Raw genomic sequence first — 12,338 nt, 5'->3', positions numbered from 1 at the left:
CCTGCCCATCCACGTGGGCGCAGGTCCATCCTAAAGGGGTGGTCCCACGTTTTGACGTGTACTGAGACGCGGTGCTTTTGGTGCTCATGGGCTTCCTCATGTGGTTCGGTACCCCCAGAGAGGATAAGCGCCCGGGGCAGGGGAGGCCTTTCTTGGAGATGCTGGCGCCCCTTAAGTACGTACGGGTGTGGCGCTTCAGCCTCTACTACGTGGTGGTCTTTGGGGCCTACGTGGCCCTAAGCGCCTGGCTTCCCAAGTACTACGTGGATGTCTTCGGCCTGCCCCTTCATGAAGCCGCCCTCCTCACCGCCCTTTTCATCTTCCCCGCAAGCCTCTTGAGGCCCCTTGGGGGCTACCTTTCCGACCGCCTTGGGGCCCGGCGGGTCATGTACTGGACCTTTGGCATCATCCTGCTGGCCACTGGTGTCCTCATGATGCCCGAGGGGCACATCGTCCTTTACACCAAGGGGGGGACCAAGGAGGTCATGCAGTTCACCATGAACGTCTGGCTCTTCACCTTCTTGGTCTTCCTGGTCGGCGTGGGGATGGGGATTGGCAAGGCGGCAGTCTACAAGCACATCCCTACTTACTTCCCCAGGGACGTGGGGGCGGTGGGGGGCCTGGTGGGGATGCTGGGGGCCTTGGGAGGTTTCTTCCTGCCACCCCTCTTTGCCTACGCCCAGGCCTGGACGGGCCTCCCCCAGATGACCTTCTTCGTGCTTTTCCTCTTAACGGCCATCAGCTTCCTCTGGATGCACCTCACCGTGTTGCAACTCCTGCAGCAGGAGGCCAAGCACCTAAGAAACGATTTTGAACTGAAAGAGGACCGCCCATGCTGAAGACCTACAAGGATACCTGGATTCCCGAGTGGAACCCGGAGGACCCCAAGCGCTGGGATCCCGCCTTGGCCTGGCGCACCCTTTGGATCACCACCTTCAACCTCACCCTGGCCTTCATCACCTGGTTCGTGGTGAGCGCCCTGGTGGTGCGCCTGCCCAAGGTGGGGTTTGAGCTTTCCACCCTGCAGCTTTTCTGGCTCACGGCCATGCCGGGGTTGGCGGGGGGGACCTTGCGCATCATCTGGACCTTCCTGCCGCCCATCTTGGGCACCCGGCACCTGGTGACCTTTTCCACCCTGCTCTTGCTCATACCCTTGCTGGGCTGGAGCTTTGCTGTGCAGAAGACGGACACCCCCTACTGGATCCTCCTGCTTCTGGCCTTCCTGGCGGGGATCGGCGGGGGGAACTTTTCCGGTTTTATGCCCTCCACCAGCTACTTCTTCCCCAAGCGCCTCCAGGGGACGGCTTTGGGCTTGCAGGCGGGCATCGGAAACTTTGGGGTTTCCATCGTGCAGTTCGTGACCCCCTGGGTCATCGGCTTCGCCCTCTTTGGTTCCCTCCTGGGCGGGCCCCAAACCTTCACCCCCAAGCCCGGGGTGTCCCAGCCCATCTGGCTGCAAAACGCCACCTTTATCTGGGTGCCCTTTGTGCTGGTGGGGTCTTGGCTGGCCTGGGTGTACTTGAGAAGCGTTCCGGTCCGGGCTAACCTTCGTGAGCAGTTTGACATCTTCCGCGACAAGCACACCTGGGTCATGACCAGCCTCTACATCATGACCTTCGGCTCCTTCTCCGGGTTTTCCGCCATCTTTCCCCTCTTGATCGGGGAGGTCTACGGGAAGTTTGACGGGGCCCCGGATCCCTTGAAGTATGCCTTCTTGGGGCCCTTGGTGGGCTCTTTGGCCCGCATTATTGCCGGTCCCATTTCCGACCGCTTTGGTGGGGCTATCGTTACCCAGGTGTCTGCCATTGGCATTTTCTTTTCTGCTCTGTTGGTGACCCTCTTCACCCGGCCCACCTCATTGGACCAGTTCCCTCTCTTTCTCCTGGCCATGCTCCTGGTCTTCTTCTTCAGCGGGGTGGGGAACGCCAGCACCTTTAAGCAGATACCCATGATCTTCCCGCCCCGCCAGGCGGGAGGGGTCATCGGCTGGACCGCGGCCATCGCCGCCTACGGGCCTTTCATCTTTTCTGCCTTGGCGGGCTACACCCAGAAGGCCACCGGGGGCTTCACCGCCTTCTTCTACGGACTCATGGTCTTCTATGCCCTTAATCTCTTTCTGAATTGGTATTATTATGCCCGCAAGGGGGCAGAGAAGCCCTGCTGAGGTGGGAAAGTCCCTGGGTGGGAAAGCCCCGCCCAGGGACTCGCCTTGATCCAGGTCATGGCTACCTCGCCCGAGGCCTGGGAAACTGGAGGCGGTATGGAGCTGGACGTACGCGAGATTCCCCCTAGGGAGAGGCACCCGAGGATTTTCCGTGTCTTTGACGATCTGGCCCCGGGCGAGGCCTTTGTCCTCATCAACGACCACGACCCTAAGCCCCTTTACTACCAGCTCATGGCGGAAAGGCCCGGGCAGGTGGACTGGACCTACCTGGAGGAGGGCCCCGAGGTATGGCGGGTGCGGATCGGGAAGAGGTAGTGCACCCCGGGATGAAGGTGGCGGAGGTTCTCGCCCGCTGGCCCCATCTCCTCGAGGTTCTGGTGGAGGCGAGCCCTGCCTTCCAGAAGCTTAGAAACCCCCTCCTCCGCCGCACCATGCCGGCTTTGGTGACCGTGGCCCAGGCGGCGAGGATCGGGGGGCTGGAGCCGGAGGAGTTGGTGGCCCGCCTCAACCGGGCCCTGGGGAAGGAGGGAGCTCCTCCGGGAGGTGGGGGAGGGGCGGAAAGCCTCCTCGGGACCCCTCCCCCCCCTTGGCTTGCCGCCCCGGTGGGCTTCCACCTAGACGTGCGGCCCATCCTCGAGGCGGGCGGGGAACCCTTTTCCCGCATCCTGGCCGCGGCCAGGGAGGTGAAGCCGGGGGAAAGGCTGGTTCTAGAGGTACTCTTTGAGCCCATCCCCCTTTACCGGGTGCTGGCCAAGCAGGGGTTTCTCGCCTGGTGCGAGAAGGTTGGGGAACGCCACTACCGGGCCCACTTCTACCGCCAAGGCACGGCGGCAGAAAAGGGGCTAGCCAAGGCACCTCCCCTTACCGAGGCTGATTGGGAAGAGGTCCAGGCTGAGGTGACCATCGAGGAGAACCTGGAACCCCCTCTCCCCATGATGCGGGTCCTCGAGGCCCTGGCCTCCCTTAAGCCGGGGGAGAAGCTTTTGGTCCACCACGTGCGCAGGCCCGTCCACCTCCTGGCCCGCCTGGAGGAGGAGGGGCATGCTTACGCCCTCAAGGACCTGGGCCCGGGGAGGGTCAAGCTCCTTATCCGCAAGGGGGGCTAGTGGGCTTCTGGCACTATCTCTTCATCCGGGCGGCCCTGGTTTACCTGGTCTATACTGCCCTTCTCGGCACCCTCTTCTACCTCTTTCCGGGGCTTGTCGGTCCCTTCCGCCCAAGCCATGTGCACGCTGGCCTCGTGGGCTTCTTCCTGCAGATGGTCATGGGGGTGGCCTACTGGATGATGCCGAGGCCGGGTGGGCTCCGCCAGGATCGGCTGGAAGGGATCACCTTCGTCCTCTTAAACACTGGGCTCCTCCTGCGGCTTGTCCTCGAGCCCCTTTCCCTTTCAGGCCACGCAGGCCTCCGCCCCTGGCTTGGGGTTTCCGGGGTCTTGCAGGTCCTCGCCACCTTGGTCTTCGCCCACGCCATGGGGAGGCGGGTGCTGACGGCAGAGATGCTGCGGCGGCTTCGGGAGGAGCGGGAGCGGAGGGGAGGATGAAGCAGGTGTCCTCACGGCCTGAGGAAGCCCTTGTTCTGGATCTTCCGCCCCTGCCCGAGGAGGTCTTTGCCGACCTTCTCGCCTTTGGCGGGCTTGGGGAGGAGGAGAAGAGGGCCATGCGCCTGGATGCGGAAAGGCTCCTTGAGGAAGCGGCTTCCTTTGTGGCTGGGGTTTACGACCACCTAAGCCGCCACCCCGGCACCGCCCGGGCCCTGGGCTGGGAGGGAAGGGTGCCGGAGGAGGAGCTTTACACAAGGCGGGCCTTTTTCTCCGCCTGGCTGGCCCGCACCATCGGGGTGGATACCTCGGCGGAGTTCGCCCGGGAGGTGTACCGGGCGGGCCTCTGGCACGGAGGCTTGGGCCCCAAGGGGGCCTTGATCCCCCCTGAGTACGTGGGGCTTTCCTTCGCCCAGGTGGGGCGGTATGTGGCGGAGAGGGTGCGGGATGTGCGCCCCTGGCTCGTCTACCTTTCCGTCCAGGAGGAGGTGATGCGGAAAGGGTTTGACGCCGCCCTTGCCCTCAGGGAGGGGAAGGTGGCAGTGCGCTTTCAGGCCTTGGGCCTGGCCCACCCTGCCTTGCCCAGGCCCCTCGCCTTGCGGGCGGGAGGCGTGGGGGAAGCTCTCTTCAAGGCTTTTGCCGTGAACCCTGCTTTAAGGGACCTTGCCCTCGAGGCCCTGGCCGCCGAGGAGGAGGTGGGGCTTTGGCTGGAGCCCAAGACCCTCTGGCGGCTCAGGCCCCGCTGGGCGGTGCTTCTCAACGGCCGGGATGTGCGCTACCTCGAGGGCCTGGCCACTCCTTTGCGGGAAGGGGACCTCCTCACCCTTCTGCCCCCGGGCCGCTGACCGCCCAGGGGGTGGCCATGACCTGGATCATGGCTAATCCCGGGCAGCAGGCTCAGGATTAAGACGATGCTGGTCACGGCCCATAACCGCGTGATTCCCCTTTCCATCCCCGCCGGATTTGTCTTCCTGGGAGAAGCCTTTTTCCTGGCGGCAAGCCTCCTATTTGCCCTCCATCCCGAGGCCTTTGCCGTTCCCCGGCACCCTTTGGGCTTGGCCGGGGCCCACCTCTTCCTCCTGGGCTTCGGGGTGGGGGTGCTCCTTGGGGCCATGCACCAGCTTCTGCCGGTGGTCCTGGAGACTCCCCTTTACCGCCCGGGGTGGGGGTATCCGGTGATGGTTCTTTGGAGCCTGGGGGTAGTCCTCCTGGCCTCGGGCTTCGCCTGGGTTCCTTCCCTTGTGCCCTGGGGTGGGGGCTTGGTCCTGGTTGCCCTTCTTTTCTTCGCTTACCACGTCTACCTCACCTTCCGCCAGGCTCCCCGCTGGAACCGGGTGGCCACCGCCTTGGCCTGGGTGGTCTTCTACCTGGTCCTCACCCCCTTTCTAGGGCTTTTGCAGGCTCTTTCCCAGCGCTATGGTTTTTACGACCCGGAAAGGCTCACCTGGCACCTCCTTGCGGGCTTGGGCGGGGTTTTCCTCCTTTCCATCCTGGGCGTGGGCTACAAGCTCCTTTCCATGTTCACCCTCACCCACGGGGTGGACGAGCGGGTTCTGGGGCTTCTCCTCTTTGCGGCCAATCTTGGGTTTCTAGGTTTGGCCATGGGGGAGAGGTTGGGCTATCTCCTTCTTCTTCTTTCCTACGCCCTGGCTCTCTACGACACCTGGCGCATCCTCAAAAACCGCATGAAAAAAGCCCTGGATATCGGGGTGCGGCACTACCTCCTTGGCCTCCTCTTCCTGGGCCTGGCCCTCTTGGCCCTGCCCTTTAACCCCGTATGGGCAGCGCTTTGGTTTGCCTTGGGCTTCGTGGGGCTGGTGGTCACGGGGATGCTCTACAAGATCCTGCCCTTTCTGGTCTGGACCCACCGGTATGCCCCAAGGGCAGGAAAGGAAAAGGTGCCCCTGTTGAAGGAAATGCTCCCGGAAGGGGCGGGGTATGGGGCAGGGGCCTTGTTGGCCCTAGGGGCCTTCCTTTTTCCCCTCTTTCCCGGGGCGGGCTGGGTCTACCTCTTGGGGGTTTTCCCCCATGTTTATGCCCTTTGGGAGGTGATGCGGCGATGACGGCGAGGAACCCGCTGGAGGCGCAGGCGTGGTCGCTTTTGGAGATGGTCTACGACCCGGAGCTTGGCCTGGACGTGGTTAACCTGGGCCTGGTCTACGACCTGGTGGTGGAGCCCCCCCGGGCCTACGTGCGCATGACCCTCACCACCCCGGGCTGCCCCTTGCACGACAGCATGGGGGATGCGGTGCGGCAGGCCCTCTCCCGGCTTCCCGGGGTGGAGGAGGTGGAGGTGGAGATCACCTTTGAGCCTCCTTGGACCCCGGAGAGGCTTTCGGAAAAAGCCCGCCGCCTACTGGGATGGATCTAACGATCCGGGCTCTGAAAGGGCTTTTCCCGGGGCCTGGGGCGTAGGGGGGCCCACCTCCACCTCTAGCCGCACCTTGCTTCCCGGGGGAACCCAGAGGGTCAGGGTAAGGGAGCCTTGGCCCAGGAAAAGGTGAAGCCCCTCCGCTAAGGGCCTCGAGGCCAGCACGGCCTCGCCCCGTACCTCCACCGAGAGGGTCCACCGGGTGTTGGCCAGGAGGCGGACCCCATGAAGGCCAGCCCCCAGCTCCAGGGCTGAAGCGGCCTCTCCTCTCGCTCCCTCCGGGCGCAGGTAGGCCACCGGCGGGATGCGGAGGCTCACCGTGTGGTCTATGGGGCTCTGGGCGGCGGCCCAAGGGCTTATCAGAAGGAAAACCCCTAGGATCCACGCCCGCATGCTCCCCCCCTCCTTAGGGGCTTCCGGGGAGCAGGGGCGGGGGTTGAGGAAAGGGGCAAGCCCATGCGTCCGGCCGGTTGCGCCACTGGCTCCCCGTGTCCCTTGGCGCCCATCTTGGGACTCACGGTTCCTCGCCTCCGAACGCCCTAAAAACCTTAGGGCCAGGCTGGGCGCCTGGCCGGCAGAGGGAAAAGAAGGGTAAACCCCAACCGCCCTCGGCCGGTTGCGCCACTGGCTCCACCTGCCCCAGGCGCCCAGATTGCAGGGCAGGCTTCCTCGCCTCCGAGGTGCCTTTGGGGGGCTAAGTACCCTCCCCCAAGATTTTCAACTCCACACCCCCCAGGGCTTTCAGGGCCTGCGCCACCGCCTCCTTAAGCTCCTCCACGCTCCCGTAGTGCCGCCTTGGCATCAGGAACCCCTTCACCCGCCGCCAGACGCTCTCCATGGGGTTCAGATGCGGGCTGTACCGCGGCAGGTAGGCCACCATAAGCCCCCGCTCCCGCCACGCCTCCTTCCTCCCCTCCACCTCCCGGGACCGGTGGAAGGGCGCGTTGTCCATGAACACCTTCAGGGGCTTGGCTAAACCTTCGGCCACCCGGTCCAGATACCCCCGCACCACCTCCCACCGCACCGGCCCCTCCAAAAGGGCAAAGAAAAGCCGCTCCCCCTCCCGTCCCCGCACCAAGTGCCCCACCACGTTCACCCGCCCCCGGGAACCCCAGGCCCGGGGCACCCCCTTGGCCTCCCCCCTCCGACCCCAGGCGTAGGTAGGGGGAAGGGTCAGGGAAAACCCGCTCTCATCCAGGTACCCCACCTCCATCACCCCCTCCTCCGCCCCCTTTTTGCTTCCTCTTCCTCCTCCGCGAAAGCCTTCACCTCTTCCTCCGTGGGCTTTCCCGGAGGCACGTACCGCGTCCGTCGCCACACGTACCCCATGGCCCTCAGGTGCCGGGCCACCACCTTGGGGGCCAGGCGGACCCCGAAGCGCTCGGCTAGGGCTGCCGCAAGCTGCGGGGCGGTCCAGACCCTATCCTCGGCCAGCCTTTCCTCCACGAAGGCGGCCATCTCGGGGGTGAACTTCCTGGGAGCTCCCGGGGGTTTGCGGTAGGCGAGGCCCTGGAGACCCTCCCTCACGAAGCGCCGGAGGACGAGGTAGACCGTGGTGCGGTCCTTGTGGAAGTGCTGGGCGATCTTTGGGGCGGTCCAGCCCTCGGCCGCCAGGCGGACCATCATGGCCCACAGGCGGGTCTTCTTGTGGGTCCTTGGGTCCAGGGAGAGCTCCAGGAGGAGCCGGTCCTCCTCAGGGGTCAGCTGGATCCGAAGTGGGGCCGCCATGTTGAGATGATAAGGGGTTGGCACTTAGCGCCCCTTGCCTTAGGATACCCCAGGGGCCGCTTTAGGGAAAGCCCCTGTAGTCGGTCAACACATTTGAGACTCTGTGGGGACCGCCTCCCCCCGTATTCTAGCCAGGTACTCTAAAGGGGCCAGGCCCCCCAAGGCCCGGTGGGGTCGCCGGCGGTTGTAGTGGTCCAGGTAGGCGTCAAGCTCCCTTTGGAGCTCGGGGATCTGTGAAGGCAACGGTCGTGTGTAGAACTCATCCCTAAAGGTCCGCTGCATCCGCTCCACGTGACCATTGAGCTTGGGGCTCCTCGGAGGAAGAACGAAGAGCTTAACGCCCAAACGTTCACAGGCCTCCTCAAAATCGGACATAAACTCGCTGCCCCCATCCACCTGCACCGCACGAATAGGAAAAGGCGCTCGCACCATCAGGCGGGCAAGAAAGCTGGCCGCCAGGTTGGCCGTGGCTCGGGTGTGGACTTCCGCAAGGGAGAAACGGGTGAAGAGGTCGACGGCCGAGAAGTGCTGGATCCTCTCCCCAGGGCCCAGGGTCACGGTGAGGGTATCCACCTGGATAAGGTCGCCAGGGTGACCCACCTCGTATCCCTTGGGCTTCCTTTGCGCATAGGGCCTCCTTGGCCTTCCCCTTCCCTTTCCCCTTCCCCTCCTGGCCAAAAAACTGGCCACGCTCTCCACGCGTCCGCTCCCTTCAAGGTAGGCCAGGATCCGCCCCACGGTGCGCTCGCTCACCGCAAAGCCCTCCTTCCTTAGGGTCAGCCAAATCGGCCAGCGGCCCCAGGTGGGGTTCTCCTTCCTTAGGGCTTCCACCCGGATCAGCAGATCCGAAGACCAGTAAATCCTCCGCCGCAAGCGCTGAGGACGTCTTGACCGAGGCTTAAGACCGGCAAGGCCCTCTTCCTTGAGGCGTTTCCGCCAGCGGTAATAGGTGGCCCGGCTGATCCCCAAAAGCTCCTGGATCTCGGGCCAGCCCACCCGGTATTTCCTGAGCGCCTCCACCTGTTTGAGCTTCCGTAAGCGGTCCTGAACCGTGGGATCGCCGGCCCCGGCCTCTTGGAGTTCCCGGGCCTTCCGCGCTCCCCGCAAAACCTCTTTGCCAACCGTGGTAAGCTGCATCCGTGGGGACCCCCTCTCTTCTGGAGTGGTCCCCACATTTTTACTCGTCCAGTCTCACATGTGTCTGTCCGGGTTCAGGGGCCAGGGCCAGGTAGGCGAGGGCCCTTTCCGCGGCCCTCCTCCCCGAGCCCACCACCTCGGGGAGGCCGACCCCCATGAGGTAGTTCCCCGCCAGAAAGAGGCCCGGAGCCTTGAGGAGGGCCATCTCCAGGCGCTCCACCCGCTCCAGGTGCCCCACCCGGTAGGCGGGCATGCCCTCGGGGAAGCGGAAGACAAAGGTGCGTTCCGCCCGCACCTCCTGGCCCAGGAAGCGGCGGAGGTCCTCGAGGGCCACCCGGGCAAGCTCCGGCTCGGAAAGCCTGGCCACCTCCCCGGAAAAGTAGGCCCGCACCAGGCTGAACCCCTCCGGGGCCCTCCCGGGCCATTTCTGGTGCGTCCAGGTAAACCCCCTGGCCCTGTAGCCCTCCCCCTTGGCGATGAGGAGGCCATGCCCCAATACGGGAAGCGCTTCGTTAAAGGCCAGGCTCACCGTGGCCGCCGGGGTGTGGGGAATCCCCTTGAGAAGGGCCGTGGCCTCGGGGAGGAAGGGCCTTAGGAGGTGGGCCGCCATGGGGGCGGGGGTGGCCAGGACCACTGCCTCCACCTCCAGGGGTCCCCTGGGGGTGTGGAGGCGGTACCGGCCACCCAGGGGCTCGAGGGCTAATAAAGGGGTGGCCAGGAGGATTCTTTCCACCACCTCCTCGGCAAGCTTCCGCGTTAGGGCGGAAAGCCCCTCTTGGAAGGAAAAGAACAGGCTTCCCCCTTCCCGGCTTCCCCGCATTTTTTTCGCCCGCATGGCCCCCAGGATGAGGCTTCGGTGCTTCCGCTCCAGGTCCAAAAGCTGGGGGAAGGCCGCCCGCATGGAGAGTTCCTCGGGTTCCCCTCCATAGATGCCTCCCGCCAGGGGTGCCACCAGGGCGGCGAAGACCTCGGGGCCAAGCCTCCGTTCCACGAACTCCTTCAGGCTCTCGTCCTCCTTGGCCCCCCGGGGGAGGAAAAGGTCGTATAGGGCCCTGAGCTTCCCGGAAAAGGAGAGGAGGGAGGTGCGGGAGAGCCCCTTGAGGTCCCCCGGGATGATCTGCAGAAGCCCCTCGGGGAGGGGGTGGGCCTTTCCCTTGCGCAGGATGTAGGCCGCGGGCTTGGCGGGAAGGGTGCCGATGGGCGTGAGGCCGAAGCGCTCGCTAAGCTCCAGGACCTCCTTCTTGTAGCGCACGCTGGCGTCCGGCCCCCCTTCCACTAAGAAGCCCTCCCCTTTGTGGGTGCGCACCTTGCCCCCCAGGCGGGGGCTTGCCTCCAGGAGGAGGAAGTCCACCCCCGCCTCCTTCAGGGCCAAGGCGGCGGAAAGCCCCGCCCATCCTCCTCCCACCACGGCTACCTGAGCCACGCTGCCTCCACCAGCTCCTTAAGCACCTGGATGTAGTCCAGATCGGCGTTGAGGCTCCGGGCCCGGATGAGCCTTAATCCCACCTCCTGGGCGGTGGCCTGGGCCTCGAGGTCCAGGTCGTAGTAGACCTCCAGGTGGTCGGCGGGGAAGCCCACCGCCTGGACCACCACCTCCTCAAAGCCCTCCTCCCTCAAGGACTTAAGGTGCTCGTTGATGTCGGGGCCAAGCCAGGGCTCGGGGGTGCGCCCTGCGGACTGGTAGGCCACGCTAAAGCGGGGCAGGGCAAGCCTCTTGGCGATGAGCTCCGCCGTCCTCTCCACCTGCCGGGGGTAGGGGTCGCCCCGTTCCACCGCCGAGAGGGGGATGGAGTGGGCGGTGAAGACGTAGGCGGCCTTCCTGGGCTCCCTAAGCCGCCATATGGCCTCTTCAAGCCTCCTGGCGTAGGCGGCAATCAGGCTGGGATGGGCCTCGTAGCTTTCCACCCAGACCATCTCGATGGGCTCGGGGAGGGATTTTAGGGCGGCTTCCACCTTCTCCTGGTACTCCGCCACGCTCCTTAGGGAGTAATGGGGGGCGGCCACGATGGCCACCGCCCGCCTCACCCCATCCTCGTGCATGGTGGCGACGGCCTCCCCGATGGAGGGATGCCAGTGCTTGGTGCCCACGTAGACCCGGGCCGGCCCCTGGGGGATGCGGGGGCCGAAGGGGCCCAGGAGGCGCTTGGGGTAGGCGGGGGCCTCGAGGTTCAAAAGCGCCTGGAGCCTGATGGCCTGAACCAGGGTGATCTCGTTCAGGGGGCTTTTGCCGATGGCGTGGTAGCGCTCTTCCAGCTCCCTCACCAGCTCCTCGGAAGGACGCCTTCCCCGGCGGATGTCCGTGTAGTAGGGTTCGATCTCTTCCGGGGTGTAGGGGGTGCCGTAGGCCATGAGGAGTACGTTCATGCTGCTTCCTCCTTTTCCTTGAGGAGTTCTACCACATAGCGCACGTGTTCCACCGGGGTGCCGGGCAGGATCCCGTGGCCCAGGTTGAAGATGTGCCCGGGCCGGCCAGCGTTTTCCGCAAGGATCCTTTCCACCTCCCGCCGGATTACCTCCTTGGGGGCGAAGAGGACCACGGGGTCCAGGTTGCCCTGGATGGGGGTTTGCCCCAGCGCCTCCCGGGCCCAGGGAAGGGGGGTGTGGTGGTCCAGGCCCATCACGTCCCCTCCGGCCTCCTGCATCTCCTTAAGAAGGCCCATGGTCCCCACCCCGAAGTGGATCACGGGTACCCCAAGGGGCCTTAGCTCCTGGAAGAGCCTGGTCATGTGGGGCTTCACGTACCGCCGGTAGTCCGCGGGGGATAGGGCCCCCACCCAGGAGTCGAAGACCTGGAGGAGATCGGCCCCCGCCTCCACCTGGGCCTTCAGGTAGCGGGCCATGGCCTCGGTTAGCTTTTCCAATAGCCGGTGCCAAAGGGCTTCCTCCCGGTACATGAAGGCTTTGACCTCCTGGAAGTGGCGGCTCGGCCCCCCCTCTATAAGGTAGCTGGCCAGGGTAAAGGGGGCCCCGGCGAAACCGATAAGGGGTACCTTAAGCTCCCCCTTCAAAAGCCGTATGGTTTCCAGGACAAAGGGCACGGCCTCCTCCGGCTCCAGGGGCCTTAGGGCCTCCACCCCCTTGGAGTCCCGGATGGGCCGGTGGATGACGGGGCCTTTGCCCTCCACCAGGTCCAGCTCCACCCCTATCCCGTAGAGGGGGGTGGTGATGTCGGCGAAGAGGATGGCGGCATCCACCCCAAGCTGTTTCACTGGAAGAAGGGTCACCTCGGCGCAGACCTCGGGGTTCTGCACGATCTCCGGTAGGGTGTAGCGCCGCCGGATCTCCTGGTACTCCTTCTGGTAGCGCCCCGCCTGCCGCATGAACCAGACGGGGGGCCTCGAGGTGGGCTCGCCTCGGGCGGCCCTCAGGATGAGGTCGTTCACGCCCCCCATGGTAGC

Annotated in this window: 13 protein-coding genes, 1 pseudogene and 2 riboswitches; of the genes and pseudogenes, 8 read left to right on the top strand and 6 right to left on the bottom strand. The window is 65.1% G+C overall.

The features are described from left to right. Positions 1-68 precede the first annotated feature (68 nt). The 8 genes and pseudogenes from MI302_RS07985 to MI302_RS07950 all read left to right on the top strand — a co-directional run. Positions 69-839: pseudogene (locus tag MI302_RS07985) on the top strand (nitrate/nitrite transporter); the annotation flags it as partial. Further along, positions 833-2,164, top strand: coding sequence for an MFS transporter (locus MI302_RS07980; RefSeq protein ID WP_239725405.1), 1,332 nt, complete (start codon positions 833-835; stop codon positions 2,162-2,164). The pseudogene MI302_RS07985 and the gene MI302_RS07980, both read left to right, overlap by 7 nt. A gap of 96 nt (positions 2,165-2,260) precedes the next feature. Next, positions 2,261-2,479 carry a DUF2249 domain-containing protein gene (locus tag MI302_RS07975; protein WP_126177379.1) on the top strand — a complete coding sequence of 73 codons (219 nt, stop codon included), beginning with the start codon at positions 2,261-2,263 and terminating at the stop codon, positions 2,477-2,479. After that, positions 2,452-3,270 carry a DUF2249 domain-containing protein gene (locus tag MI302_RS07970; protein WP_239725404.1) on the top strand — a complete coding sequence of 273 codons (819 nt, stop codon included), beginning with the start codon at positions 2,452-2,454 and terminating at the stop codon, positions 3,268-3,270. The genes MI302_RS07975 and MI302_RS07970 overlap by 28 nt, the downstream gene beginning before the upstream one ends. Further along, positions 3,270-3,707: a hypothetical protein gene (locus MI302_RS07965; protein WP_019550646.1), complete on the top strand. Its 438-nt coding sequence runs from the start codon at positions 3,270-3,272 to the stop codon at positions 3,705-3,707. Before MI302_RS07970 ends, MI302_RS07965 begins: the two co-directional genes overlap by 1 nt. Then, positions 3,704-4,549, top strand: a complete 846-nt coding sequence (locus tag MI302_RS07960; RefSeq protein ID WP_126247535.1) for a protoglobin domain-containing protein — start codon at positions 3,704-3,706, stop codon at positions 4,547-4,549. Before MI302_RS07965 ends, MI302_RS07960 begins: the two co-directional genes overlap by 4 nt. A 66-nt stretch (positions 4,550-4,615) precedes the next feature. After that, positions 4,616-5,767 (top strand): hypothetical protein, encoded by a 1,152-nt coding sequence (locus MI302_RS07955; protein WP_126187064.1) that lies wholly within the window; start codon positions 4,616-4,618, stop codon positions 5,765-5,767. Beyond that, positions 5,764-6,075, top strand: a complete 312-nt coding sequence (locus MI302_RS07950) for a metal-sulfur cluster assembly factor (RefSeq protein ID WP_239725403.1) — start codon at positions 5,764-5,766, stop codon at positions 6,073-6,075. Before MI302_RS07955 ends, MI302_RS07950 begins: the two co-directional genes overlap by 4 nt. On the opposite strand, the gene MI302_RS07945 is transcribed toward MI302_RS07950, so the two are convergent. From MI302_RS07945 to hemE, 6 genes are all read right to left on the bottom strand, one after another. Then, on the bottom strand, positions 6,058-6,468 hold the full coding sequence (locus tag MI302_RS07945; protein ID WP_239725402.1) for a hypothetical protein: 411 nt from the start codon (positions 6,466-6,468) through the stop codon (positions 6,058-6,060). The two genes, MI302_RS07950 and MI302_RS07945, sit on opposite strands and share 18 nt — an antisense overlap. Positions 6,469-6,530: 62 nt before the next feature. Next, positions 6,531-6,616: riboswitch (cyclic di-GMP riboswitch) on the bottom strand. 60 nt (positions 6,617-6,676) lie between these two features. Further along, a riboswitch (cyclic di-GMP riboswitch) is annotated at positions 6,677-6,761 on the bottom strand. Positions 6,762-6,769: 8 nt separating this feature from the next. Beyond that, positions 6,770-7,803, bottom strand: a protein-coding gene (locus MI302_RS07940; protein ID WP_239725401.1) for an IS630-like element ISTth6 family transposase whose coding sequence is annotated in 2 segments (ribosomal slippage) — positions 6,770-7,314 and positions 7,314-7,803 — 1,035 coding nt in all. Because the reading frame shifts where the segments join, the coding sequence is not laid out codon by codon here. A gap of 84 nt (positions 7,804-7,887) precedes the next feature. Further along, on the bottom strand, positions 7,888-8,940 hold the full coding sequence (locus MI302_RS07935) for an integrase core domain-containing protein (RefSeq protein ID WP_239725400.1): 1,053 nt from the start codon (positions 8,938-8,940) through the stop codon (positions 7,888-7,890). A gap of 40 nt (positions 8,941-8,980) precedes the next feature. Further along, the gene (gene hemG / locus MI302_RS07930) at positions 8,981-10,363 is read right to left on the bottom strand and encodes a protoporphyrinogen oxidase (RefSeq protein WP_239725399.1); all 1,383 of its coding nucleotides are present in this window, start codon (positions 10,361-10,363) and stop codon (positions 8,981-8,983) included. Further along, positions 10,351-11,304 (bottom strand): ferrochelatase, encoded by a 954-nt coding sequence (gene hemH, locus MI302_RS07925; protein WP_239725398.1) that lies wholly within the window; start codon positions 11,302-11,304, stop codon positions 10,351-10,353. The genes hemG and hemH overlap by 13 nt, the downstream gene beginning before the upstream one ends. Beyond that, a complete protein-coding gene (hemE, locus tag MI302_RS07920) occupies positions 11,301-12,332 on the bottom strand; it encodes a uroporphyrinogen decarboxylase (RefSeq protein ID WP_239726514.1) in 1,032 nt (343 codons plus the stop codon). The genes hemH and hemE overlap by 4 nt, the downstream gene beginning before the upstream one ends. Positions 12,333-12,338: the final 6 nt, after the last annotated feature.

Source organism: Thermus sp. NEB1569 (genome assembly GCF_022385295.1).
Taxonomy (GTDB): Bacteria; Deinococcota; Deinococci; order Deinococcales; family Thermaceae; genus Thermus; species Thermus scotoductus.
The sequence above is the reverse complement of the archived record's forward strand: the minus strand, read 5'-3'. Positions and strand labels throughout refer to the sequence as shown.

Coding starts and splice junctions, on each gene's coding strand:
- hemE (WP_239726514.1), bottom strand. CDS start 12,332: ATGGGGGGCGTGAACGACCTCATCCTGAGGGCCGCCCGAGGCGAGCCC.
- MI302_RS07935 (WP_239725400.1), bottom strand. CDS start 8,940: ATGCAGCTTACCACGGTTGGCAAAGAGGTTTTGCGGGGAGCGCGGAAG.
- hemH (WP_239725398.1), bottom strand. CDS start 11,304: ATGAACGTACTCCTCATGGCCTACGGCACCCCCTACACCCCGGAAGAG.
- MI302_RS07955 (WP_126187064.1), top strand. CDS start 4,616: ATGCTGGTCACGGCCCATAACCGCGTGATTCCCCTTTCCATCCCCGCC.
- MI302_RS07960 (WP_126247535.1), top strand. CDS start 3,704: ATGAAGCAGGTGTCCTCACGGCCTGAGGAAGCCCTTGTTCTGGATCTT.
- MI302_RS07945 (WP_239725402.1), bottom strand. CDS start 6,468: ATGCGGGCGTGGATCCTAGGGGTTTTCCTTCTGATAAGCCCTTGGGCC.
- MI302_RS07980 (WP_239725405.1), top strand. CDS start 833: ATGCTGAAGACCTACAAGGATACCTGGATTCCCGAGTGGAACCCGGAG.
- MI302_RS07975 (WP_126177379.1), top strand. CDS start 2,261: ATGGAGCTGGACGTACGCGAGATTCCCCCTAGGGAGAGGCACCCGAGG.
- MI302_RS07970 (WP_239725404.1), top strand. CDS start 2,452: ATGGCGGGTGCGGATCGGGAAGAGGTAGTGCACCCCGGGATGAAGGTG.
- MI302_RS07950 (WP_239725403.1), top strand. CDS start 5,764: ATGACGGCGAGGAACCCGCTGGAGGCGCAGGCGTGGTCGCTTTTGGAG.